The organism is Streptomyces sp. C (genome assembly GCF_000158895.1).
GTDB classification, from domain to species: Bacteria; Actinomycetota; Actinomycetes; order Streptomycetales; family Streptomycetaceae; genus Streptomyces; species Streptomyces racemochromogenes.
Genome location: NZ_GG657750.1, coordinates 1,670,014 through 1,695,352, shown reverse-complemented (window position 1 = coordinate 1,695,352; position 25,339 = coordinate 1,670,014). Strand labels below are relative to the sequence as shown.

At 69.1% G+C, this 25,339-nt stretch carries 20 protein-coding genes and 1 pseudogene; 13 read left to right on the top strand and 8 right to left on the bottom strand.

Annotated features, from left to right (window positions below; translation table 11 throughout):
- The 5 genes from SSNG_RS07485 to SSNG_RS07465 all read right to left on the bottom strand — a co-directional run.
- The coding region (locus SSNG_RS07485) for a PAC2 family protein (protein WP_042803064.1) at positions 1-692 on the bottom strand (692 nt) is incomplete at its 3' end.
- A 126-nt stretch (positions 693-818) separates the two neighbouring features.
- The gene (locus SSNG_RS07480) at positions 819-2,426 is read right to left on the bottom strand and encodes a glycerol-3-phosphate dehydrogenase/oxidase (protein ID WP_007263198.1); all 1,608 of its coding nucleotides are present in this window, start codon (positions 2,424-2,426) and stop codon (positions 819-821) included.
- Positions 2,427-2,465: 39 nt separating this feature from the next.
- A complete protein-coding gene (gene glpK / locus SSNG_RS07475; protein WP_042800685.1) occupies positions 2,466-3,992 on the bottom strand; it encodes a glycerol kinase GlpK in 1,527 nt (508 codons plus the stop codon).
- A gap of 79 nt (positions 3,993-4,071) precedes the next feature.
- Positions 4,072-4,854, bottom strand: coding sequence for an MIP/aquaporin family protein (locus SSNG_RS07470; protein WP_007263196.1), 783 nt, complete (start codon positions 4,852-4,854; stop codon positions 4,072-4,074).
- 325 nt (positions 4,855-5,179) lie between these two features.
- Positions 5,180-5,947, bottom strand: coding sequence for an IclR family transcriptional regulator (locus SSNG_RS07465; protein WP_007263195.1), 768 nt, complete (start codon positions 5,945-5,947; stop codon positions 5,180-5,182).
- Positions 5,948-6,197: 250 nt separating this feature from the next.
- On the opposite strand from SSNG_RS07465, the gene metH reads away from it, so the two are divergent.
- The 4 genes from metH to SSNG_RS07445 all read left to right on the top strand — a co-directional run bounded on the left by metH (position 6,198) and on the right by SSNG_RS07445 (position 14,262).
- Positions 6,198-9,710, top strand: coding sequence for a methionine synthase (metH, locus tag SSNG_RS07460; RefSeq protein ID WP_007263194.1), 3,513 nt, complete (start codon positions 6,198-6,200; stop codon positions 9,708-9,710).
- Positions 9,711-9,822: 112 nt separating this feature from the next.
- Complete coding sequence (locus SSNG_RS07455; RefSeq protein ID WP_007263193.1) at positions 9,823-10,524, top strand: HAD family phosphatase; 702 nt, start codon at positions 9,823-9,825, stop codon at positions 10,522-10,524.
- A gap of 481 nt (positions 10,525-11,005) precedes the next feature.
- Complete coding sequence (locus SSNG_RS07450) at positions 11,006-12,610, top strand: ABC transporter substrate-binding protein (RefSeq protein ID WP_007263192.1); 1,605 nt, start codon at positions 11,006-11,008, stop codon at positions 12,608-12,610.
- Positions 12,611-12,678: 68 nt separating this feature from the next.
- Positions 12,679-14,262, top strand: coding sequence for an ABC transporter substrate-binding protein (locus SSNG_RS07445; protein ID WP_007263191.1), 1,584 nt, complete (start codon positions 12,679-12,681; stop codon positions 14,260-14,262).
- 81 nt (positions 14,263-14,343) lie between these two features.
- Here the strand turns inward: SSNG_RS07445 and SSNG_RS07440 are convergent, their stop codons facing one another.
- Both SSNG_RS07440 and SSNG_RS07435 read right to left on the bottom strand, forming a co-directional pair.
- The gene (locus tag SSNG_RS07440; protein ID WP_007263190.1) at positions 14,344-15,015 is read right to left on the bottom strand and encodes a response regulator transcription factor; all 672 of its coding nucleotides are present in this window, start codon (positions 15,013-15,015) and stop codon (positions 14,344-14,346) included.
- Positions 15,016-15,079: 64 nt separating this feature from the next.
- A complete protein-coding gene (locus SSNG_RS07435) occupies positions 15,080-15,964 on the bottom strand; it encodes a RecB family exonuclease (RefSeq protein ID WP_007263189.1) in 885 nt (294 codons plus the stop codon).
- Between the two features lie 155 nt (positions 15,965-16,119).
- Here SSNG_RS07435 and SSNG_RS07430 point away from each other — a divergent pair, with 155 nt between their 5' ends.
- From SSNG_RS07430 to SSNG_RS07420, 3 genes are all read left to right on the top strand, one after another.
- Positions 16,120-17,319 (top strand): site-2 protease family protein, encoded by a 1,200-nt coding sequence (locus SSNG_RS07430; RefSeq protein ID WP_007263188.1) that lies wholly within the window; start codon positions 16,120-16,122, stop codon positions 17,317-17,319.
- Between the two features lie 18 nt (positions 17,320-17,337).
- The gene (locus SSNG_RS07425; RefSeq protein ID WP_007263187.1) at positions 17,338-18,234 is read left to right on the top strand and encodes a tRNA (adenine-N1)-methyltransferase; all 897 of its coding nucleotides are present in this window, start codon (positions 17,338-17,340) and stop codon (positions 18,232-18,234) included.
- Positions 18,235-18,416: 182 nt separating this feature from the next.
- Complete coding sequence (locus tag SSNG_RS07420) at positions 18,417-18,992, top strand: hypothetical protein (RefSeq protein WP_007263186.1); 576 nt, start codon at positions 18,417-18,419, stop codon at positions 18,990-18,992.
- A gap of 4 nt (positions 18,993-18,996) precedes the next feature.
- On the opposite strand, the gene SSNG_RS07415 is transcribed toward SSNG_RS07420, so the two are convergent.
- Positions 18,997-19,317, bottom strand: a complete 321-nt coding sequence (locus SSNG_RS07415) for a ferredoxin (RefSeq protein WP_042800683.1) — start codon at positions 19,315-19,317, stop codon at positions 18,997-18,999.
- Between the two features lie 264 nt (positions 19,318-19,581).
- Here SSNG_RS07415 and arc point away from each other — a divergent pair, with 264 nt between their 5' ends.
- From arc to prcA, 6 genes and pseudogenes are all read left to right on the top strand, one after another.
- The gene (arc, locus tag SSNG_RS07410) at positions 19,582-21,348 is read left to right on the top strand and encodes a proteasome ATPase (protein WP_007263184.1); all 1,767 of its coding nucleotides are present in this window, start codon (positions 19,582-19,584) and stop codon (positions 21,346-21,348) included.
- Between the two features lie 275 nt (positions 21,349-21,623).
- Complete coding sequence (dop, locus tag SSNG_RS07405) at positions 21,624-23,135, top strand: depupylase/deamidase Dop (RefSeq protein WP_007263183.1); 1,512 nt, start codon at positions 21,624-21,626, stop codon at positions 23,133-23,135.
- A gap of 184 nt (positions 23,136-23,319) precedes the next feature.
- Complete coding sequence (locus tag SSNG_RS07400; protein WP_042803062.1) at positions 23,320-23,532, top strand: ubiquitin-like protein Pup; 213 nt, start codon at positions 23,320-23,322, stop codon at positions 23,530-23,532.
- A 51-nt stretch (positions 23,533-23,583) separates the two neighbouring features.
- Positions 23,584-23,736: pseudogene (locus SSNG_RS39245) on the top strand (recombination endonuclease VII); the annotation flags it as partial.
- On the top strand, positions 23,688-24,527 hold the full coding sequence (prcB, locus tag SSNG_RS07395) for a proteasome subunit beta (RefSeq protein WP_007263181.1): 840 nt from the start codon (positions 23,688-23,690) through the stop codon (positions 24,525-24,527). The pseudogene SSNG_RS39245 and the gene prcB, both read left to right, overlap by 49 nt.
- A gap of 43 nt (positions 24,528-24,570) precedes the next feature.
- Positions 24,571-25,335, top strand: coding sequence for a proteasome subunit alpha (gene prcA, locus SSNG_RS07390; protein ID WP_007263180.1), 765 nt, complete (start codon positions 24,571-24,573; stop codon positions 25,333-25,335).
- Positions 25,336-25,339 lie beyond the last annotated feature (4 nt).

Below are 25,339 nucleotides of genomic sequence, written 5' to 3'. Positions count from 1 at the left end.
AGCTGCCACGCCCGCGCGTCCTCCGGGAGTTCCCCGAGCGGGATCCGGATGTCGATCAGGTCCTCCAGCCGGTTCAGCAGCGCCAGCGTCGCCTTCGGGTTCGGCGGTTGCGACACGTAGTGCGGCACCGCCGCCCACAGCGACACCGCCGGGACCCCGGCGTGCGTACAGGCCTCCTGGAGCACGCCCACGATCCCCGTCGGACCCTCGTACTTCGTCTCCTCCAGGTCCATCGTCCGCGCAAGGTCCGCGTCCGAGGTCACCCCGCTCACCGGCACCGGCCGCGTGTGCGGGGTGTCGCCCAGCAGCGCGCCCAGGATGACGACCATCTCGACGCCCAGCTCGTGCGCGAACCCGAGCAGCTCGTTGCAGAACGACCGCCACCGCATGGACGGCTCGATGCCCCGGACGAGCACCAGGTCGCGCGGCTTCGCGCCGCCGATCCGGACCACCGACAGCCGCGTCGTGGGCCAGGTGATCTTCCTGACCCCGTTGTCCAGCCACACCGTCGGCCGGTTGACCTGGAAGTCGTAGTAGTCCTCGGCGTCCAGCGCCGCGAAGACCTCGCCCTTCCACTCCCGGTCCAGGTGCGCCACCGCACCGGAGGCGGCGTCGCCCGCGTCGTTCCAGCCCTCGAACGCGGCCACCATGACCGGGTCGATCAGCTCGGGCACGCCCTCAAGCTCGATCACCCAGGTCTCCTTCCGAAGTTCCTTGCGTACGTGGGTCAGCCTAAGCCTTCGTGGTGCGTCGGCCACAGCCCACGACAGAGGGGCGGTTCCCCTCGGAACCGCCCCTCTTCCCCACCTGCGTACGAGCTATGCCTTGCGGCCCAGCATCTCCTCGACGCGGGCCCGTACGGCCTCGTCGTCCAGGCCGCGGACCGTCACCGTCGTACGGCGGCGCAGCACGTCGTCGACCGTCTCGGCCCACTCGTTGTCACGTGCGTAGGCGACCTGCGCCCAGATCTCCGGACCGTCCGGGTGGATGCGCTCGGCCAGCGCCGGGTCCTCGTTCGCCAGGCGGGCGATGTCGAAGGCGAGCGAGCCGTAGTGCGAGGCCAGGTGGCGGGCGGTCAGCGGGTCCATGCGGGCGCCGGGCTCGCGGTCCACCAGCAGGCGGTGCGCGACCGCGTTCGGGTTGGCGACACCGGGCAGCGGGACGCGGCGCACGAGGGACTTCACCGGCTCCATGTCCTCGGTCAGCGGGCTGCCGGGGAGCTTGGCGAGCTTGTCCATGACCACGCGGCCGATGTGGCGGTACGTGGTCCACTTGCCGCCGGCCACGGACAGCATGCCGCCCGCGCCCTCGGAGACGACCGTCTCGCGCTTGGCCTTCTCGACGCCGCCGGGGCCGCCCGGGAGCACGCGCAGGCCGGCGAAGGCGTACGTCATCAGCGAGCGGTCGAGGTCGGCGTCCTTGATGGAGAACGCGGCCTCGTCCAGGATCTGCTGGATGTCGGACTCGGTGGCGCGCACGTCCGCCGGGTCGCCCTCGTACACCTCGTCGGTGGTGCCGAGCAGCAGCTGGTCCTCCCACGGGAGGGCGAAGGTGATGCGGTACTTGTCGATCGGGGTGGCCATGGCGGCCTTCCACGGCGACTTGCGCTTCATGACGATGTGCGCGCCCTTGGAGAGGCGGATCGACGGCATCGCGTGCTTGTCTTCCATGCGCCGCAGGTGGTCCACCCACGGGCCGGTGGCGTTGAGCACGACGCGCGCGTCGACTCCGAACTCGGTCCCGTCCAGGCGGTCCTTGAGCTCGGCGCCGCTGACCCGGCCGCGCGTCATGCGCAGGCCGGTGACCTCGGCGTGGTTGAGGACGACCGCGCCGGACTCGACGGCCGCGCGGACCGTCATCACGGCGACGCGGGAGTCGTTCATCTGGTGGTCGTAGTAGACCGCGACGGCCTTGAGGTTGTCCGTCTTGAGGCCGGGGTTGTCGGCGACGGCACGGGCCGGCGATATGACCTTGCCCATGCCGTCGCCGAAGGCCGAGAGGGCGGAGTAGGCGAAGACGCCCGCGCCCAGCTTGGCCGCACCCACCGGACCGCCCTTGTAGACCGGCAGGTAGAACGTGAGCGGGTTGACCAGGTGCGGGGCCACGTCCTTGGCCAGCACCCGCCGCTCGTGGTGGTTCTCCGCCACCAGCTTGACCGCGCCGGTCTGCAGGTAGCGCAGACCGCCGTGGACGAGCTTCGAGGAGGCCGAGGAGGTGGCGCCGGCGAAGTCGCCGGCGTCCACCATGGCAACCCGCAGACCCGACTGCGCGGCGTGCCAGGCCACCGAGGTGCCCAGGATCCCACCGCCGATGACCAGCAGGTCGTACGTGGCCTTCGAGAGCTGCTCACGGGTCTCCGCGCGGCTCGCGTTGGCACCGGAAGTCGGGTGCGTGCCCAGGGCGGGAACGCTCTGCAGGGTGCTCATATTTCTTTCAGCTCCTCGTCGATCGGCTCAGCCGGTGCGTCAGCTGGCGTCTTCGTCGTCGATCCAGCCCATGGACCGCTCGACGGCCTTGAGCCAGTTCTTGTACTCGCGGTCCCGCTGGTCGGCGGGCATCCGCGGGGTCCATTCCGCCGCGCGGCGCCAGTTGGCGCGCAGGGCGTCGGTGTCGGGCCAGAAGCCGACGGCCAGGCCGGCGGCGTAGGCGGCGCCGAGGCAGGTGGTCTCGGCGACCATCGGGCGCACCACGGGGGCGTCCAGGAAGTCCGAGAGCGTCTGCATCAGCAGGTTGTTGGAGGTCATGCCGCCGTCGACCTTGAGGGCCGACAGCTCGACGCCGGAGTCCTTGGTCATGGCGTCGGTGATCTCGCGGGTCTGCCAGGCGGTGGCCTCCAGGACGGCACGGGCGATGTGCGCCTTGGTGACGTACCGGGTGAGGCCGGCGATCACACCGCGGGCGTCGGAGCGCCAGTACGGGGCGAACAGGCCGGAGAAGGCCGGCACGAAGTAGGCGCCGCCGTTGTCCTCGACCGAGAGCGCGAGGGTCTCGATCTCGGCGGCGGTCTTGATCATGCCCATCTGGTCGCGCATCCACTGGACGAGCGAGCCGGTGACGGCGATGGAGCCCTCCAGGGCGTAGACCGGCTTCTGGTCGCCGATCTGGTAGCCGACCGTGGTCAGCAGGCCGCTGTAGGAGTTGATGATCTTGTCGCCGGTGTTCATCAGCATGAACGTGCCGGTGCCGTAGGTGGACTTCGCCTCGCCCTCGGCGAAACAGGTCTGCCCGAAGAGGGCGGCCTGCTGGTCGCCGAGCGCCGAGGCGACCGGGACGCCGGCGAGGACGCCGTCCTTGACGTGGCCGTAGACCTCGGCGGAGGACTTGATCTCGGGGAGCACGTTGAGCGGGACGCCCATCGACTCCGCGATCTTCTCGTCCCAGGCCAGGGTGTGCAGGTTCATCAGCATGGTGCGCGAGGCGTTGGTGACGTCCGTGACGTGCGCACCGCCCTGGGCGCCGCCCGTGAGGTTCCAGATGACCCAGGAGTCCATGGTGCCGAAGAGGATGTCGCCGGCCTCGGCGCGCTCGCGCAGGCCCTCGACGTTGTCGAGCAGCCAGCGGACCTTCGGGCCGGCGAAGTAGCTCGCCAGCGGCAGGCCGGTCTCGCGGCGGAACCGGTCCTGGCCGACGTTGCGGCCGAGCTCCTTGCACAGGGCGTCGGTGCGGGTGTCCTGCCAGACCAGCGCGTTGTGCACCGGCTCGCCGGTGTTCTTGTCCCACAGGACGGTGGTCTCGCGCTGGTTGGTGATGCCGACCGCCTTGACGTCGGCGGCGGTGATCTCGGCCTTGGCGATGGCGCCGGCGACGACCTCCTGGACGTTGGTCCAGATCTCGACGGCGTCGTGCTCGACCCAGCCCGGCTTCGGGAAGATCTGCTCGTGCTCCTTCTGGTCGACGGCCACGATGCGGCCGTCGCGGTCGAAGACGATGCAGCGGGAGGAGGTGGTGCCCTGGTCGATCGCGGCGATGAAGGGGCCGGTGCTGCTGGTCATGATGGCTGCTCCTGGCAGGTCTGTTGAGTAGGCGGAATCAGGAGGGCGGTGCGGATCTTACGAACGCGGCCGAAGCTGATCAGGCGAACGCGATGTTGTACAGACCGCCGGCGAGCGCGGCACCGACGAGCGGGCCGACGACCGGGATCCAGGAGTATCCCCAGTCCGAGCCGCCCTTGTTGGGCAGCGGGAGCAGGGCGTGGACGATGCGGGGACCGAGGTCGCGGACCGGGTTGATGGCGTAGCCGGTCGGACCGCCGAGGGAGAGGCCGATGCCGACGACGACGAAGGAGGTGATCAGGACGCCGATGACGCCGAGGCCCTTGCCGCCGTCCTGGAGGCCCTGCGTCAGGATCGCGATGACCAGGACGAAGGTGCCGATGATCTCCGTGGCGAGGTTCTGGACCACGTTGCGGATCTCGGGGCCGGTGGAGAAGATGCCGAGCACCGGGCCGGCCTGGTCGTGCGGGTGCGGGTCCTCGGGACCGAGCTTGGCGTCCTTGATGTTCTCGGGGTCCGCCAGGTGCGCGGCGAACTGGCCGTAGTAGGTGATCCACATCAGGACCGCGCCGAGCATGGCGCCGAGGATCTGGCCCGCGAAGTAGACGGGGACGTCACCCCACTCACCGGTCTTGACGGCGATGCCGACGGTGACCGCCGGGTTGAGGTGCGCGCCGGAGAGCGGCGCGGAGACGTAGGCGGCGATCAGGACCGCGAAGCCCCACCCGAAGGTGATCGCGAGCCAGCCCGCGCCACGGGCCTTGGAGCTCTTGAGCGTGAGGGCGGCGCACACGCCGCCGCCGAGCAGTGTGAGCAGGGCGGTACCGATGGTCTCGCCGATGAAGATGTCGGAGCTGGACACCCGCGACTCCTTTGTCTTACGTCCAGGGGTGGGCGGACACCGGGTCCCTCCGGTGGTCCACACACTCGGTGAGTGCTTCACCGGTCCATGGCCTCGCCACAGCCTAACGCGTATTGCCGGTAGGTGTTCGACAATGCCGACCGATGAACGGCAGTTTTCCGCCTGGGTGAAGAACGCGTCAAGGGTTGACCAGGTCAAAGAACCGGATCGTTACCACTCGGTACGATCGACCAAATCCGGCCAATGGCTGCTCGGAAAACGCCAAAGTCCACCCGAATGGCTCGTGAGGTGGGCCATTGGGTGGACCGAAGGCGTCAGGTCAAGCTCAGAACCGGCCCGCGCCGAGATCGCGCGAAACCGACCGCGCGCAGTCCCGCACGGAGGCCACCAGGGCCGGCCGGGGCTCCCCGGACTCCCCGCAGACCCGCTCCACGGCGCCCGCGACGGCCACCGCGCCGACCGGCATCCGCCGCCGGTCGTGAATGGGGGCGGCCACCGAGGCGACGCCCTCCCAGGTCTCCTCGACGTCCGACGCCCAGCCGCGCGCCCGGGTCAGGTCCAACAGGCCCTCGAAGCCCGCCGCGTCGGTCACCGTGCGGGGCGTGAACGCCTCCCGCTCCGCGTCCAGGGCCTCCGTGTGCGCCACCGGGTCGTAGGCCGACAGCACCTTGCCCAGGGCCGTGGAGTGCAGCGGCTGCATCGCCCCCACCTCCAGCACCTGACGGCTGTCGTCCGGCCGGAACACGTGGTGCATGATCAGCACCCCGCTCTGGTGCAGCACCCCCACGTACACGCTCTCGCCGCTGGCCCGCGCCAGGTCGTCCGTCCACACCAGCGCGCGGGCGCGCAGCTCGTGCACGTCCAGGTAGCTGTTGCCCAGCCGCAGCAGCTCCGCGCCCAGCTGGTAGCGCCCGGAGGCCGGGTCCTGCTCCACGAAGCCCTCGGCCTGCAGCGTGCGCAGGATCCCGTGCGCCGTGCCCTTGGCCAGGCCCAGGGCGGACGCCACGTCCGAGAGACCCAGCCGGCGTTCCCCGCCGGCCAGGAGCCGCAGCATCGCAGCGGCTCGTTCGAGCGACTGGATGTTCCGTGCCATCGCGCAGCCTCCTGCTGACGTAGTTCGACAATGCTGAACAGTATCGGTCGATGTCGACCTCGTGCATGGTTGGGTGATTCATGGTGCGGCGCGACCGGGGCACCCTCCCACGCGGCTCCCGGCCACAGGATGCAGTCCGCCACGTGGGACGCCCCCACCGGGTCCACTGCCGCGCGGTTACCCTGACGGCGTGCACCCTTGACACAGAGGGTGCAAAGCCGACAGCCGTCGCAGCCCAGGGAGCTCAACCATGGCCTCGTTGCCGAACCCGCCCGCAGACACCCAGACACGGGCCGATGCCCTCCGAGAGGCGCTCGCGACCCGCGTGGTCGTCGCCGACGGAGCCATGGGAACCATGCTCCAGGCACAGGACCCCACGCTGGAGGACTTCCAGCAGCTGGAAGGCTGCAACGAGGTCCTCAACGTCACCCGCCCCGACATCGTCCGCTCGGTCCACGAGGCGTACTTCTCGGTGGGCGTGGACTGCGTCGAGACCAACACCTTCGGCGCGAACTACGCGGCCCTGGCCGAGTACGACATCCCCGAACGCAACTTCGAGCTGTCCGAGGCCGGCGCCCGCATCGCCCGCCAGGCCGCCGACGCGTTCACCGCCTCCACCGGACAGCAGCGCTGGGTCCTCGGCTCCATCGGCCCCGGCACCAAGCTGCCCACCCTGGGCCACATCAGCTACGCCCAGATCCGCGACGCCTACCAGGTCAACGCCGAGGGCCTGATCTCCGGCGGCGCCGACGCGCTGCTCGTCGAGACCACCCAGGACCTCCTCCAGACCAAGTCCTCCATCATCGGCGCCCGCCGCGCCATGGAGGCCCTCGGCGTCACCGTCCCGCTCATCTGCTCCGTCACCGTCGAGACCACCGGCACGATGCTGCTCGGTTCGGAGATCGGGGCGGCGTTGACGGCGTTGGAGCCGCTGGGGATCGACATGATCGGTCTGAACTGTGCGACGGGTCCGGCGGAGATGAGCGAGCACCTGCGTTATCTGGCCCGCAACGCGCGGATCCCGCTGTCGTGCATGCCGAACGCGGGTCTGCCGGTGCTGACGAAGCAGGGGGCGCACTATCCGCTGTCGGCGGCGGAGCTGGCGGACGCGCAGGAGACGTTCGTCCGTGAGTACGGGCTGTCGCTGGTGGGCGGCTGCTGCGGGACGACGCCGGAGCACCTGCGGCAGGTCGTGGAGCGGGTCCGGGGCACGGCGGTCACCGAGCGGTCGCCGCAGCCGGAGCCGGGGGCTGCGTCGCTCTATCAGACGGTGCCGTTCCGGCAGGACACCTCGTACATGGCGATCGGTGAGCGGACGAACGCGAACGGGTCGAAGAAGTTCCGTGAGGCGATGCTGGACGCCCGCTGGGACGACTGTGTGGAGATGGCGCGGGACCAGATCCGTGAGGGCGCGCACATGCTGGACCTGTGCGTGGACTACGTGGGCCGTGATGGTGTCGCGGACATGCAGGAGCTGGCGGGGCGTTTCGCGACGGCTTCGACGCTGCCGATCGTGCTGGACTCGACCGAGGTTCCGGTGATCCAGGCGGGTCTGGAGAAGCTGGGCGGGCGTGCGGTCATCAATTCGGTCAACTACGAGGACGGTGACGGGCCGGAGTCGCGGTTCGCGAAGGTGACCCGGTTGGCGCAGGAGCACGGGGCGGCGCTGATCGCGCTGACGATCGACGAGGAGGGCCAGGCCCGCACCGTCGAGCACAAGGTCGCGATCGCCGAGCGCCTGATCGAGGACCTGACCGGCAATTGGGGGATCCGGGAGTCGGACATTCTGATCGACACCCTGACGTTCACGATCTGCACGGGGCAGGAGGAGTCCCGCAAGGACGGGATCGCGACGATCGAGTCGATCCGCGAGCTCAAGCGCCGCCACCCGGACGTGCAGACGACCCTCGGTCTGTCGAACATCTCGTTCGGGTTGAACCCGGCCGCCCGGATCCTGCTGAACTCGGTGTTCCTGGACGAGTGTGTGAAGGCGGGTCTGGACTCGGCGATCGTGCACGCGTCGAAGATCCTGCCGATCGCGCGGTTCGACGAGGAGCAGGTCACCACGGCCCTGGATCTGATCTACGACCGGCGTGAGGGCGACTACGACCCGCTGCAGAAGCTGATGGCCCTGTTCGAGGGCGTGAACACGAAGTCGATGAAGGCCGGCAAGGCCGAGGAGCTCCTCGCGTTGCCGCTGGAGGAGCGGCTGCAGCGGCGGATCATCGACGGGGAGAAGAACGGCCTGGAGGCGGATCTGGAGGAGGCCCTTCAGACCCGTCCGGCGCTGGACATCGTCAACGACACCCTCCTGGAGGGCATGAAGGTCGTCGGTGAGCTGTTCGGTTCCGGGCAGATGCAGCTCCCGTTCGTCCTCCAGTCGGCCGAGGTGATGAAGACGGCGGTGGCCTTCCTGGAGCCGCACATGGAGAAGACCGACGCGGACGGCAAGGGCACCATCGTCTTGGCCACCGTCCGCGGCGACGTCCACGACATCGGTAAGAACCTCGTCGACATCATCCTCACCAACAACGGCTACAACGTCGTGAACATCGGCATCAAGCAGCCGGTCTCGGCGATCCTGGAGGCGGCGCAGGAGCACAAGGCCGACGTGATCGGCATGTCCGGGCTGCTGGTGAAGTCGACGGTGATCATGAAGGAGAACCTGGAGGAGCTCAACCAGCGCAAGCTGGCGGCCGACTACCCGGTGATCCTCGGCGGCGCCGCACTCACCCGCGCCTACGTCGAGCAGGACCTCCACGAGATCTACGAGGGCGAGGTCCGCTACGCCCGCGACGCGTTCGAGGGCCTGCGGCTGATGGACGCCCTCATCGCCGTCAAGCGCGGAGTCCCCGGCGCCACCCTCCCCGAACTCAAGCAGCGCCGCGTCGCCAAGCGCGACACCCCCGCCCTCCAGGTGGAGGAGCCGGAGGAGACCGGCGGCCGCTCCGACGTCGCCGTCGACAACCCGGTGCCCACCCCGCCCTTCTGGGGTACCCGCGTCATCAAGGGCATCCCGCTCAAGGACTACGCCTCCTGGCTGGACGAAGGCGCCCTGTTCAAGGGCCAGTGGGGCCTCAAGCAGGCCCGCGCCGGCGGGGCCACGTACGAGGAGCTCGTCGAGAGCGAGGGCCGTCCGCGCCTGCGCGGCCTCCTGGAGAAGCTGCACACCGAGAACCTCCTGGAAGCGGCCGTGGTCTACGGCTACTTCCCGTGCGTCTCCAAGGGCGAGGACCTGATCATCCTCGACGAGCAGGGCAACGAGCGGACCCGCTTCACCTTCCCCCGCCAGCGCCGCGGCCGCCGCCTGTGCCTCGCCGACTTCTTCCGCCCGGAGGAGTCCGGCGAGACCGACGTCATCGGCCTCCAGGTGGTCACCGTCGGCTCGAGGATCGGCGAGGCCACGGCCAAGCTGTTCGAATCCGACTCCTACCGCGAGTACCTGGAGCTGCACGGCCTCTCCGTCCAGCTCGCCGAGGCCCTCGCCGAGTACTGGCACGCCCGCGTCCGCGCCGAGCTCGGTTTCGGCGGCGAGGACCCCGACAAGGTCGAGGACATGTTCGACCTCAAGTACCGCGGCGCCCGCTTCTCGCTCGGCTACGGCGCCTGCCCCGACCTGGAGGACCGCGCGAAGATCGCCGACCTCCTCCAGCCGGAGCGGATCGGCGTCCACCTCTCGGAGGAGTTCCAGCTCCACCCCGAGCAGTCCACCGACGCTCTCGTGATTCACCACCCCGAAGCGAAGTATTTCAACGCACGCTGACGTAGACCGGCGTACACTGGTCGGTCCCAAACAGGCCGGTCACCTGTTCCCGAGGGGATGTCCCCTGCGGGGCGAGGTGACCGGCCTTGTCGTCCCCACGAGAGGCGTACGCATGACCAGCACCGTTCCCGCACCCGTCGCCCGCACGGCCGACGGGCACGCCCTGCAGGCGGTGCTGCTGGACATGGACGGCACCCTCGTCGACACCGAGGGCTTCTGGTGGGAGATCGAGGAGCAGATCTTCCTGGAGCTCGGCCACCGCCTGGAGGAGTCCTGGCGGGACGTGGTCGTCGGCGGTCCCATGAGCCGCAGCGCGTCCTTCCTCATCGAGCGGACCGGAGCCGACATCGGCCTCGCCGAGCTGAGCGTCCTGCTCAACGAGCGGTTCGAGGCCCGCATCGCCGACCGGGTCCCCCTGATGCCCGGCGCCGAGCGCCTCCTGAGCGAGCTGGCCCGGCACAACGTGCCCACCGCCCTGGTCTCCGCCTCGCACCGCCGCGTCATCGACCAGGTGCTGCTCACCCTCGGCCGCGACCGCTTCACGCTGACGGTCGCCGGCGACGAGGTGCCCCGTACCAAGCCCCATCCGGACCCGTACCTGCTCGCCGCCGGCACCCTCGGCGCGCACCCCTCGCGCTGCGCCGTGATCGAGGACACCGCCACCGGGGTCGCCGCCGCGGAGGCGGCCGGCTGCCGGGTCGTGGCCATCCCCTCCGTCGGCGTCATCGCGCCCGCGCCCGGACGGACCATCGTGCGCTCGCTGGAGGACGTGAACCTCCCCTTCCTGCGCTCGCTCATCACTACGATGAACTGAGCGCACACACTCCGTGCCGAACGTAACGGGGGCGAGCCCGAGGTCCGACGAGAGGATCTTCCGCTCTTAACCCCGGAGGCCGAAATTCCATCCTCTCCGTGAGCGAGATTTCAGGTGACCTTGGTCACCCGGGAAGCCCCCGCCGAGCCCGCGCACCGGCTCCGGGGGCTTCCTTTGTGTCCGGATTGATCATCTCCTGACCGCATCTGCGAGGACTCCGGCATAAGCGGTAAGTCCGCACCCATCACGGTGCGATTACACCCCAACTCCTGCCAGTTCCAGCCATCCCGCCCCAGCCCACTAATGTCGACGCGGGCACTCCGCACGCACCCTTGCCGCACCGGCCGCGCACCCTTGCGCCGGTACGCGCGTGGACCGATCGTCAAACACCGGCCCGATCGTTCCGCCCTGAACGGGCGACCGCCGCGAAGTGCCCTCTACGCCGCTTTGAACAAGTGCCGGGTGAGGGAGTACTTCCAGCATGAACCGCAAGACCATGGTGCTGACGGCCGCGATCGGCCTGCTCACCCCCGCGCTGTCCGCATGCGGCAGCGCGAGCGGCGGAGGAGCAGCGTCCGGAGCGATCGTCGTCGGTACCACCGACCGGTTCGAGGCCGCCGACTACGCCCCCGCCCCCTTCGACCCCGCCTACGCCTACGACGCCGGCGCCTGGAACATCCTGCGCCAGACCGTCCAGACGCTCGTGCGCACCCCGCGCGGCGGCGGCCAGCCCGTCCCCGAAGCCGCCTCCGACTGCCGCTTCACCGACACCGGCAACGAAAGCTACCGCTGCACCCTGCGGCCCGGCCTGAAGTTCGCCGGCGGCGACCCGGTCACCGCCAAGGACGTCAAGTTCTCCATCGACCGCGTCCGCGCCATCAAGGACGAGAACGGCCCCTCCGCCCTCCTCTCCACCCTCGACACCGTCGAGACCAAGGGCACCGACACCGTCGTCTTCCACCTGAAGACCGCCGACGCGACCTTCCCGTACAAGCTCGCCACCCCCGCCGCGGGCATCGTCAGCGAGAAGAACTACGAGGCCAAGAAGCTCCGCCCCGGCTTCACCGTCGACGGCTCCGGCCCCTACACGATGAAGGCCGAGGTCAAGGACAACCACCTCGTCCGCGCCGTCTTCACCAAGAACCCGAACTACAAGGGCGACATCAAGCTGCAGAACGACAAGGTCGAACTGCGCACCTTCGACGACTCCGCCACCATGGGCAAGGCGCTCACCGACGGGAAGATCCACGTGGTCTCCCGCACCCTGTCGCCCGCCCAGATCACCGAGTTCGCCAAGACTCCCCCCAAGGGCGTCAAGCTCACCCCGATGCCCGGCCTGGAGATCCGCTACATCGGCTTCAACACCGACGCCCCGACCGTCAGCAACAAGGCCGTGCGCCAGGCCCTCGCCGCCGCCGTCGACCGCAACAACGTGATCTCCAAGGTCTACGGCAAGTCCGCGCAGCCCCTGTACTCGCTCGTCCCCACCGCCGTGCCCGGCCACGTCAACTCGTTCTACAACAAGTACGGCGAGGCCAACACCGCCAAGGCCGCCGACATCCTCAAGGCCGCCGGCGTCAAGCCGCCCGTCAAGCTGACCCTGAACTACACCACGGACCACTACGGCGACGGCACCGCCGCCGAGTTCGACGCCCTCAAGGCCCAGCTGAACTCCACCCAGCTCTTCGACATCACCGTCCAGGGCAACGAGTGGGGCACCTTCCGCCCCGCCCAGAAGAAGGGCGACTACGCCGCCTACGGGCTCGGCTGGTTCCCCGACTACCCGGACCCCGACAACTTCCTCGCCCCCTTCCTGGAGCAGGACAACTTCCTGGGCACGCCGTACGCCAACAACGCGGTGCGCACCAGGCTCATCCCCGAATCCCGCCGCGCGGCCGACCGCAACGTCGCCGTGCCCGCGATCACGGAGATGCAGGACATCGTCGCCGACGACGTCCCCGTCCTGCCCCTGTGGCAGGGCAAGCAGTACGTCGCCGCACGCGACGGGATCACCGGAGTGGAATGGTCGGTCAACGCCATCTCCGACCTCCAGCTGTGGGAACTCGGCCGGGGTGTCAGCGGCTGAGACCGGCAGGACCGGCGGCGGACGTCGCAGGCCGGCGCAACGACAGACAAGACTGTGAAGGAATTCGCGTGAAGAGACGTAACCAGTGGTTGGCAGCCCCGCTCGGCGCGGCCACTGCCGCAGCGCTGCTCAGCGGTTGCGGTTCGCAGGACGGCTCCGCCGCCGGCAACGGCAAGGGCGTGGTCATGGGCATATCCGACAAGGTGAAGTCCGTCGACCCCGCGTCGGGCTACGACCCGGGCTCCTGGCTGCTCTTCAACAACGTCTTCCAGTCCCTGCTGACGTTCCCCAAGGGCGGCACCACCCCCGAGCCCGACGCCGCCCAGGCCTGCAACTTCGAGGGCGGCGACAGCAAGGTGTACAAGTGCACCCTGCGCAGCGGCCTGAAGTTCAGCAACGGCAACAGCCTCACCTCGAAGGACGTCAAGTTCTCCTTCGAGCGCACGCTGAAGATCAACGACGCCAACGGCCCCGCCGTGATGCTCTCGTCGATCGCCGGCATCGAAGCCCCCGACGAGAAGACCGTCGTCTTCAAGCTGAAGTCCTCCGACGCGACCTTCCCCAGCAAGATCGCGTCGGGCGCGGGCGCCATCGTCGACCACAAGGAATACCCGGCCGACAAGCTCCGCACCGACAACAAGGCCGTCGGCTCCGGCGTCTACAAGCTCGACGCCTTCAGCGAGAAGAGCGCCAACTTCTCGGTCAACGACTCCTACAGCGGCAAGGCCAAGGCCAAGAACACCGGCGTCACGCTGAAGTTCTTCAACGGCGACCAGGCCGGCCTCAAGACCGTCCTGGAGAGCGGCGACGTCGACTTCGCCTTCCGCGGCCTCGCCGCCAAGGACATCGCAGGCCTCGCCGCCACCAAGACCGGCGACAACAAGGTCGACGTCGTCCAGGGCACCGGCGCCGAAGTCGAGCACCTGGTCTTCAACGTCAACGACCCCGTCGTCGGCAAGCTCCCCGTCCGCAAGGCGATCGCCTACCTCGTCGACCGCGAAGCGCTCGTCAAGGACGTGTACGCGGGCACCGCCGCACCGCTCTACTCCATCGTCCCGGCCGGCATCGCCGGACACACCACCCCCTACTTCGACCGCTACGGCGGCTCGCCGCAGCTGGAGAAGGCCAAGGCGGTCCTCAAGGCCGCCAACATCACCGGCAAGATCAAGCTGACCCTGTGGTCCACGCCGACCCGCTACGGCCCCTCCACCGACCACCAGTTCCAGGTCATCGCCAAGCAGCTCAACGACAGCGGCCTCTTCGACGCCGACGTCAAGTCCGTCGAGTTCGAGCAGTACGAGAAGGACATCGACGCCGGCAAGTACGGCGTCTACGTCAAGGGCTGGGTCCCCGACTACCCCGACGCCGACAACTTCACCCAGCCGTTCTTCGGCCCGGACAACGTCCTGCGCAACAACTACGACAACAAGGAGATCACCGGGACCATCATCCCCTCGACCTCCACCAAGTCCGACCGCACCGCGGCCAACACGGACTACACCCGCCTCCAGGACATCGTCGCCGACGAGCTCCCGGTCCTCCCGCTCTGGCAGAGCAAGCAGTACGCCGTCGCCCGCCAGAACGTGACCGGTCTCCAGTGGTCCCTGGACGCCTCCACGGTCTTCCGCTTCTGGGAGATCAGCAAGGGCTGACCCGCCCCCGGACACACCTCCGCCCCGGCACCCGAGAAGGGAGCCGGGGCGGAGCCGCACCCGCAGCCGCACCCGTACGCGCTACTGCGCGCCCGGACGCACCAGACCGCTCTCGTACGCGTACACCGCGGCCTGCACCCGGTCGCGCAGGCCCAGCTTCGTCAGCACGTGCCCCACGTGCGTCTTCACCGTCGTCTCACTGACGAACAGGTCCGCCGCGATCTCCGCGTTCGACAGCCCCCGGGCCACCAGCTTCAACACCTCCACCTCACGCTCGGTCAGCGTCCCCAGCGTGTCCGGCAGGCTCTGCTCACCCGACGGCAGATGACCGGCGTACTTGTCCAGCAGCCGCCGCGTGATGCTCGGCGCCAGCATCGCCTCACCCGCCGCGACCACCCGGATCGCCTGCACCAGCTCGTTCGCCGGCGCGTCCTTCAACAGGAACCCGCTCGCCCCCGCCCGCAGCGCCTCCACCACGTACTCGTCCAGATCGAACGTGGTCAACACCAGCACCTTCGCCGGCCCGTTCCGGTCCGGCCCGGTGATCTGCCGGGTCGCCTCCACCCCGTCCATCCGCGGCATCCGGATGTCCATCAGCACCACGTCCGGCTGCAACGCCCGCACCTGCTCCAACGCCTGCAGACCGTCCCCGGCCTCACCCACCACCACGAGGTCGCCCTCCGCCTCCAGAATCATCCGGAAGCCGGTGCGCAGCAGTGGCTGGTCGTCGACCAGCAGGACGCGGATCGCCACGGGGGTACCTCGTATTCGTCGGGCGGCAACGGCGGACGCCGCCCATTCTGCCCTGGCCGGCCGATCAGGAACCGGCCGGGCGATCCGCCCCGTCCCGGGGCCGCACCACCAGCGGATACACCGGGGGAGTGCCCCCGAACTCCGGACACACCGCCTGATGGTCACACCAGCCGCACAGCTTCGTCGGACGCGGCCGCCAGTCACCCGTCTCCGTCGCCTCCCGGATCGCCTCCCACAACGCGTACAGCTTCCGCTCCACCCGCTCCAGATCCGCCGGCACCGGGTCGTACGTCAGCACGTCCCCGCTCCCCAGGTACACCAGCTGCAGCCGCCGCGGCACCACCTGCCGCAGCCGCCACACCACCAGCGCGTAGAACTTCATCTGGAACAGCGCACCCTCCGCGTACTCCGGCCGCGGCGCCTTGCCCGTCTTGTAGTCGACGATCCGCACCTCACCCGTCGCCGCCACGTCCACCCGGTCGATGATCCCGCGCAGCCGCAGCCCCGACTCCAGCTCCGCCTCCACGAAGAACTCCCGCTCCACCGGCTCCAGCCGCGTCGGGTCCTCCAGCGTGAACCAGCGCTCCACCAGCGCCTCCGCCTCCGACAGCCAGCGCGCCAGCCCCGCCCCCCCGTCCCCCTCCGGGAACAGCTCCGCCAGCTCCGGCTTCGCCTCCAGCAGCCGCTCCCACTGCCCCGGCAGCAGCTCCTTCGCCCGCGGCACCGTCCGCTCGTGCGCCGGATGATCGAAGAGCCGCTCCAGCACCGCGTGCACCAGCGTCCCCCGCGTCGCCGCCGCACTCGGCTTCTCCGGAAGCCGGTCGATCACCCGGAACCGGTACAGCAACGGGCACTGCATGAAGTCACCGGCCCGCGACGGGGACAGCGAGGTCGGCCGGGAAGCACCCGAAGAAGCATCTGCGGAACCGGCACCGGGGGTCGTCGTCATGCGTAAAACCCTACGACCCGGGACGGACAGCACGCGCATACCATCGACTAAGGGCCCCTCGCACTGCATGATCGGAGCATCACACCGCGCAACAGCGCACCGCGCCACCGACGCGCCCCGGCCCACCGCACGCACCGCACGAACGAAGGAAAACCGTGGCAGACACCGACGAAACCGGCGAGCGCAGGTCCAAGCGCTCCGACCCGGGCGGCGGCATCCTCATGGGCCGCCCCTTCGGCGTGCCCGTCTACGTCTCGCCCAGCTGGTTCCTCGTCGCCGCGCTCATCACCTGGGTCTTCGGAGACCAGCTCGACCGGGTCCTGCCCGACCTCGGCCCCGCCCGCTACCTCGTCTCCCTCTTCTTCGCCGTCGCCTTCTACGCCTCCGTACTCGTCCACGAACTGGCACACACCATCGCCGCGCTCCGCTACAAACTCCCCGTGCGCCGCATCCAGCTCCAGTTCTTCGGCGGCGTCTCCGAGATCGAGAAGGAGTCCGAGACCCCCGGCCGCGAATTCGTCCTCGCCTTCGTCGGCCCCCTCCTCTCCCTCGCCCTCGCCGGAGCCTTCTACCTCGGCATGAAGGCCGTCCACCCCGCCACCGTCCCCGGCGTACTCCTCGCCGGCCTGATGATCTCCAACCTCCTCGTCGCCGCCTTCAACCTCCTGCCCGGCCTCCCCCTCGACGGCGGCCGCATGCTCCGCGCCGTCATCTGGGGCATCACCGGCAAACCCATGACCGGCACCGTCGCCGCCGCCTGGGTCGGCCGCGCCCTCGCCGTCACCGTCCTCATCGGCCTGCCCCTCCTCACCCAGACCGGAGTCCTCGGCAACCCCACCCGGGAAATCGGCGGCATGGACACCGTCATGGACGCCCTCCTCGCCGCCATCCTGGCCGCCATCATCTGGACCGGCGCCGGCAACAGCCTCCGCATGGCACGCCTGCGCGAACACCTCCCCGAACTCCGCGCCCGCGCCCTCACCCGCCGCGCCATCCCCGTCCAGACCACCACCCCCCTCTCCGAAGCCCTCCGCCGCGCCAACGAGGCCGGAGCCCGCGCCCTCGTCGTCGTCGACGGCCAGGGCGACCCCACCGCCATCGTCCGCGAGACCGCCATCGCCTCCGTCCCCGAACACCGCCGCCCCTGGGTCGCCGTCAGCACCCTCGCCCAGGACCTCACCGACGGCATGAAGGTTTCCGCGGACCTCACCGGCGAAGAACTCCTCGACCACCTCCGCGCCACCCCCGCCACCGAATACCTCGTCCTCGAACCCACCGGCGAGATCTACGGCGTCCTGTCCACCCTCGACGTCGAAAAGGCCTTCGTGAAGGCCATGGCACGGCCCCAGCCCTGAACCCAATACACTGGTCACATGTCCGAACCGACCGGTGCCGCCCGCCGACGCGGGCCCTTCGAGGTCGGGGACCAGGTTCAGCTCACCGACCCCAAGGGCCGCCACTACACGTTCACGCTCGAAGCCGGGAAGAATTTCCACACCCACAAGGGTTCCTTCCCCCACGACGAGCTGATCGGTGCTCCCGAGGGCAGTGTTGTCCGTACCACGGGGAACGTCGCGTACCTCGCGCTGCGCCCCCTGCTCCCCGACTATGTCCTGTCCATGCCCCGCGGTGCCGCCGTGGTCTACCCCAAGGACGCGGGCCAGATCCTGGCCTTCGCCGACATCTTCCCCGGCGCCCGCGTCGTGGAGGCAGGAGTCGGCTCCGGCTCCCTCAGCAGCTTCCTGCTGCGCGCCATCGGCGACCAGGGCATGCTCCACAGCTACGAGCGCCGCGCGGACTTCGCAGAGATCGCCACGGCCAACGTCGAGCGCTACTTCGGCGGCCCGCACCCCGCGTGGCAGCTGACCGTCGGCGACCTCCAGGACAACCTGTCCGACACCGACGTCGACCGCGTCATCCTCGACATGCTCGCCCCCTGGGAGTGCCTGGAGGCCGTCTCCAAGGCCCTCGTCCCCGGCGGCATCCTCTGCTGCTACGTGGCCACCACCACCCAGCTCTCGCGCACCGTCGAGTCCATCCGCGAGTTCGGCTGCTACGCCGAACCGCAGCCCTGGGAATCGATGATCCGCAACTGGCACGTCGAAGGCCTCGCCGTCCGCCCCGACCACCGGATGATCGGCCACACCGGCTTCCTGGTCACCGCCCGCCGCCTCGCCGACGGCGTCGAGCCGCCCATGCGCCGCCGCCGCCCCTCCAAGGGCGCCTACGGCGAGGACTACGAGGGCCCCGGCAGCGACCGCTCCGCGTAGCGCACCCCGCCAACACGAAAGCGCTGTGGCGCAGTTCCCCCGCACGAACCGGGAACTGCGCCACAGCGCCTCTTCGTTGCCGGGACGCAGTGTCGTGCGGGTCGGACCCGGCCATTCCACTCCCGTGTGACGTGTGGCACGATGCTGGCTCCCCGTCACCCTTCGCACAGGAGACACCCGGCGTGCTGCACAGCCCCACCGACCTGGCGCACCGCCGCACCAGGCCCGTCCACTGGCTCGCCACGGCCACCGCCCTCGCCGCCCTCATAGCCGGCGCCGGACTGCTCCAGCCCGGCCGGGCCACCGGAGCCACCCCCGCGCCCGGCCCGGACGCCGCCCCGGGACCCACGGCCCCCGACGCGCACGCGGCCGCGTACCCCCTGGACTGCAAGGGCACCCCGCGCACAGTCACCGAAGCCGCCCAGGGCGACCTCGACGGCGACGGCCGCCCCGAGACCGTGGCGGCCGTCCGCTGCGACGCCGGCTCCGGCACCCCGCCCCACGCCCTCTACGTACTGGCCCAGGACCCGCGGGCGGACTCCGCCCCCCGGGTCGTCGCCACCCTCCTCGACGCCGGGCAACGGCGGAACGTGACCGGCCTCACCGTGCGCGACGGCTACGTCGCCGCACACCTGCTGGGCTACTCGTCACCCTCCGTGCCGCGCTACGAACCCGACGTGAAGCAGCTCGCCAAGTGGCGCTGGACCGGCGGGAAATTCCGCCAGGAGCTGACGGACTCGGCCGCCGGACGTGTTTGAACCGTCACTCCGCGTCCGGGCCGTACACCTCGACCCTGTCCGAAACGCGGCGCACGTGGATGCAGTCTCCCGGACATTCCTTGGCCGAATCCACCACGTCCTGCAACAGCACCAAAGGAACCGGAGTGGTCGCCCCCGCCTCCTGGAGCAGCTCGTCGTCGGCGCTCTTCACGTACGCCAGACCGTCGATGTCCAGCTCGAACACCTCCGGGGCGTACTGCACGCAGATGCCGTCCCCGGTGCACAGGTCCTGGTCGATCCAGACCTCCAGCGGCTCCCCGGCCCCGTCGGAACCACCCGTCGGGGCCTCCTGCTGCACGGTCATATCTCCTGCCGTTTCCTGCTCTGAGTGATCCGCCCCGAACACGACTCGCGGCAAGTCGCGCGAGCCGTGACGGGTGTTGAACGCTTCGACCTTACAACCGGCTGCTTTCCGATGTTGAAGGGTGGGTATTCCCCTGGCGTGAGGGAGTACGCAAGGGTGAAGATCGGACACACCTCTACCGTCTTTGTGATCTAGGGGTTTCAATCACCACCAGCCCAGGTAGGGTCAGGAAGCGTCCAGCTCCCCTTGGAGGAGGTGAGGACCGTGGCAGCCCACGACGACGACATCAACCGCGGCATCCGGCCCGGGCGAGGGTCTGAGGACCCCGCTGGCCAGGTTGCCTATCTCGAGCAGGAAATCGCCGTCCTGCGACGCAAGCTCGCCGACTCTCCGCGACACACGAGGATTCTCGAAGAGCGGATCGTCGAGCTCCAGACGAATCTGGCAGGCGTCTCCGCGCAGAACGAACGACTGGCGAACACCCTCCGTGAGGCCCGCGACCAGATCGTGGCCCTCAAGGAAGAGGTCGACCGGCTCGCACAGCCGCCGGCCGGCTTCGGTGTCTTCCTTCAGGCGAACGAGGACGGCACCGTCGACATCTTCACCGGCGGCCGCAAGCTCCGCGTGAACGTGAGCCCCAGCGTCGAACCGGAAGACCTCCGGCGCGGCCAGGAGGTCATGCTCAACGAAGCGCTCAACGTGGTCGAGGCCATGGAATTCGAGCGGGCCGGGGACATCGTCACCCTCAAGGAGATCCTGGAGGACGGCGAGCGCGCCCTGGTCGTCGGGCACACCGACGAGGAGAGGGTGGTGAGGCTCGCCGAGCCGCTCCTGGACATCACCATCCGCCCCGGCGACGCCCTCCTGCTCGAACCCCGCTCCGGCTACGTCTACGAGGTCGTCCCCAAGAGCGAGGTCGAGGACCTGGTCCTCGAAGAGGTCCCGGACATCGACTACGACAAGATCGGCGGCCTGGGCGACCAGATCGAGCTGATCCGCGACGCCGTCGAGCTCCCCTACCTCTACCCCGACCTGTTCAAGGAGCACGAACTGCGGCCCCCGAAGGGCATCCTGCTCTACGGCCCGCCCGGCTGCGGCAAGACGCTCATCGCCAAGGCCGTCGCCAACTCCCTTGCCAAGAAGGTCGCGGAAGTGACCGGGCAGGCGGCCGGCAAGTCCTACTTCCTGAACATCAAGGGACCCGAGCTCCTCAACAAGTACGTCGGCGAGACCGAGCGGCACATCCGCCTCGTCTTCCAGCGCGCGAGGGAGAAGGCGAGCGAGGGCACCCCCGTCATCGTCTTCTTCGACGAGATGGAATCCCTCTTCCGCACCCGCGGATCCGGCGTCAGCTCGGACGTGGAGAACACCATCGTCCCCCAGCTGCTCGCCGAGATCGACGGCGTGGAAGGCCTGGAGAACGTCATCGTCATCGGCGCCTCCAACCGCGAGGACATGATCGACCCGGCCATCCTGCGCCCCGGCCGCCTCGACGTGAAGATCAAGATCGAGCGCCCGGACGCCGAGGCGGCGAAGGACATCTTCGCCAAGTACCTCAAGGCCTCGCTCCCGCTCCACGCGGACGACCTCAGCGAGCACTCCGGCTCGCCCCAGGTGGCCGTCCACAGCATGATCCAGACCGTCGTCGAGCAGATGTACGCCGAAACCGAGGAGAACCGCTTCCTCGAGGTCACGTACGCCAACGGCGACAAGGAAGTCCTCTACTTCAAGGACTTCAACTCCGGCGCCATGATCCAGAACATCGTGGACCGGGCCAAGAAGATGGCCATCAAGGCCTTCCTCGAACACAACCAGAAGGGTCTGAGGGTCTCCCACCTCCTCCAGGCGTGCGTGGACGAGTTCAAGGAGAACGAGGACCTGCCGAACACCACCAACCCGGACGACTGGGCCCGCATCTCCGGAAAGAAGGGCGAGCGGATCGTATTCATCCGCACACTCGTCACCGGAAAGCAGGGCGCGGACACCGGGCGCTCCATCGACACGGTGGCGAACACAGGTCAGTACCTCTGACGGAGCGAGGCGGCCGCGGGTGCCTCACACGGCACCCGCGGCCGACTGCTTTACCGCCCCGCATTCACGGCCAGCCTTGGGCCCGCCCTTTTCAGCCGGTGACAAGGCGAATTCAATGACTGAAATGATCTCCCCCCCAGCGCGGAGTGGTTCTAGGCTCTTCCGTACCGCCGGACGCGCAGTGCGGGGACGGGCACCGCACACGACGCACCGGAGCACCAGCGGTACTTGAGCGCCGCTCCCGAACGGGAGCGCCGCCGGGCAAGGAGGGCCGCATGACCGTACGGCGAGTAATGGGGATCGAAACGGAGTACGGGATCTCCGTTCCGGGGCACCCGAACGCCAATGCCATGCTCACCTCGTCCCAGATCGTCAACGCCTACGCGGCGGCGATGCACCGGGCGCGACGCGCCCGCTGGGATTTCGAGGAGGAGAATCCGCTGCGGGACGCCCGCGGCTTCGACCTCGCCCGCGAGGCCGCCGACAGCAGCCAGCTGACCGACGAGGACATCGGCCTCGCCAACGTCATCCTCACGAACGGCGCGCGCCTCTACGTCGACCACGCCCACCCCGAATACAGCTCGCCCGAGGTCACCAACCCCCTCGACGCCGTGCTCTGGGACAAGGCCGGCGAACGGATCATGGCCGAGGCCGCCGAGCGGGCCGCCCAGCTGCCCGGCGCCCAGCCGATCCACCTCTACAAGAACAACACCGACAACAAGGGCGCCTCCTACGGCACGCACGAGAACTACCTGATGAAGCGGGAGACCCCCTTCTCGGACATCGTGCGCCACCTGACCCCCTTCTTCGTCTCCCGCCAGGTCGTCACCGGGGCCGGCCGCGTCGGCATCGGCCAGGACGGCCGCGAACACGGCTTCCAGATCAGCCAGCGGGCGGACTACTTCGAGGTCGAGGTCGGGCTGGAGACCACCCTCAAGCGGCCCATCATCAACACCCGCGACGAACCCCACTCGGACGCCGAGAAGTACCGCCGCCTCCACGTGATCATCGGCGACGCGAACCTCTCCGAGATCTCCACGTACCTCAAGCTGGGCACGACCGCGCTCGTCCTGTCCATGATCGAGGACGGCTTCATCAACGTCGACCTCGCCGTGGACCAGCCCGTCCGCACCCTCCACCAGGTCTCCCACGACCCCGACCTCCAGCACCTCATCACGCTGCGCAGCGGGCGCACCCTGACCGCCGTACAGCTCCAGATGGAGTACTTCGAGCTGGCCAGGAAGTACGTGGACGAGCGGTTCGGGACGGACGCGGACGAGCAGACCAAGGACGTCCTGGGGCGCTGGGAGGACGTACTGGGCCGGCTGGAGACCGACCCGATGAGCCTGGCGGGGGAGCTGGACTGGATCGCCAAGCGGGAGATCCTGGAGGGCTACCGGCGCCGTGACGGCCTGAACTGGGACGCGGCGCGCCTGCACCTGGTAGACCTCCAGTACTCGGACGTCCGGCCCGAGAAGGGCCTGTACAACCGCCTGGCCGCCCGCGGCAAGATGAAGCGGCTGCTGGAGGAGCCGGCGGTCGAGCGGGCCGAGAGCAAGCCCCCGGAGGACACCCGGGCGTACTTCCGCGGTCGCTGCCTGGAGCAGTACGCGGACGACGTCGCGGCGGCGTCCTGGGACTCGGTGATCTTCGACCTCCCGGGCCGCGACTCCCTCCAGCGGGTCCCGACCCTGGAACCCCTCCGGGGCACCCGCAACCACGTCAAGGAGCTCCTGGACCGCTGCCGTACGGCGGAGGACCTGGTCCGGGTGCTTTCGGGACAGTGAGTGGCGCCTTCGGGGCCTGAAAGGGCCCCGGCCCGGGAATCATGAAGGAACCCGGACGTTGTGAAAGTACGGGGACGAACGCCGGGCCCTCCTTGTAGGGTCCGACGTAGGGTCTGATCTTGAGAGGTCCCGAATCCCGGGGTCTCTCCGTGTGAGCGTGCGAACCGAGCGGGGTGAGGTAGACATGGCGACCAAGGACACCGGCGGCGGACAGCAGAAGGCCACTCGCTCGACCGAAGAGGTCGAGGAGCAGGCCGCGGAAGCGCAGTCCGACCTCAAGGAGCGGCAGGAGAAGCTCTCTGACGACGTCGACTCGGTTCTTGACGAGATTGACGATGTCCTCGAGGAGAACGCGGAGGACTTCGTGCGGTCCTTCGTGCAAAAGGGCGGCCAGTAGGCCCTTTCGCCTTCGAATCGAAGGTTCAACTGCCTTGGTGATCATCAGACGGGTATGGTCCGAGGCGCACCGTCCGGCTGCCGCGCAGCCTTGGGGCAGTTCAAGGATCGGCCGGACGTCATACGGCGTGCAGCCGCTTACGTGGAAGGAAACCTGTGGAACCCAACACTCGTAGCACAGGGCGTCTACCGGCAGCCTTCCTGACGCCGGGGTCGTCGTCCTTCATGGACTTCCTGGGCGCGCACGCGCCCGAGATGCTGCCGGGGAACCGGAAGCTGCCCGAGGGGATCGTCGAGGCGCCGCACGGGACGACCATCGTCGCCGCGACCTTCCCCGGCGGGGTCGTGCTCGCCGGTGACCGGCGGGCGACCATGGGGAACATGATCGCGCAGCGGGACATCGAGAAGGTGTTCCCGGCCGACGAGTACTCCGCGGTCGGCATCGCCGGTACGGCCGGCCTGGCCGTGGAGATGGTCAAGCTGTTCCAGCTGGAGCTGGAGCACTTCGAGAAGGTCGAAGGGGCGACGCTGTCCCTGGAGGGCAAGGCGAACCGGCTGTCGACCATGATCCGGAGCAATCTGGGGATGGCCATGCAGGGGCTCGCCGTCGTGCCGCTCTTCGCGGGGTACGACGAGGCCAAGGAGAAGGGCCGGATCTTCTCGTACGACGTGACCGGCGGCCGCTCCGAGGAGCACGGCTACGCTGCCACCGGTTCCGGTTCGATCTTCGCCCGGGGTTCGATGAAGAAGCTGTACCGCCCCGACCTGTCGGAGGAGCAGGCCACCACGCTGGTGGTCCAGGCGCTGTACGACGCCGCCGACGACGACTCGGCGACCGGCGGCCCGGACCTGTACCGCCACATCTACCCCATCGTCACCGTCATCACCGACGAGGGCTTCCGCAGGCTGGACGAGGACGAGTCGCAGGAGCTCGCCCGCAAGGTGACGGACCGTCGGCTCCAGGAGCCCGACGGACCGCGTGCCGCCCTGCTCTGACCAGTCCTCGTCTCGTCGCCCAGAAGAAAGGGACGGATAACCGGTGTCGACTCCGTTCTATGTGTCACCCCAGCAGGCCATGGCCGACCGGGCGGAATACGCCCGGAAGGGCATCGCCCGCGGCCGCAGCCTCGTCGTGCTGCAGTACGCCGACGGCATCGTGTTCGTCGGCGAGAACCCGTCCCGTGCGCTGCACAAGTTCAGCGAGATCTACGACCGGATCGGCTTCGCGGCCGCCGGCAAGTACAACGAGTACGAGAACCTGCGGATCGGCGGGGTGCGCTACGCCGATCTGCGCGGGTACACCTACGACCGTGACGACGTGACGGCGCGCGGTCTGGCGAACGTGTACGCGCAGACGCTCGGCACGATCTTCTCCTCGGCCGGTGAGAAGCCGTACGAGGTGGAGCTGGTCGTGGCCGAGGTCGGTGCGACGGCCGCCGGGGACCAGATCTACCGGCTGCCGCACGACGGCTCGATCGTGGACGAGCACGGTTCGGTCGCGGTGGGCGGGAACGCGGAGCAGATCAGCACCTACCTGGACCAGCGCCACCAGGACGGGATGACCTTGCCCGATGCGCTGAAGCTGGCGGTGCAGGCGCTGTCGAGCCAGGCGAACGGTGCGGACAAGACCATTCCGGCGGAGCGGCTGGAGGTCGCGGTGCTGGACCGTACGCGGTCGCAGCAGCGCAAGTTCAAGCGGATCCGGGGCCGGCAGCTGGCGAGGTTGCTGGAGGCGGACGTTCCGGCGGCGGTCCAGGCGGATGCCGTCTCGAACGACGAGGCGGCGGAGGACGACGCCGAGTAGGACG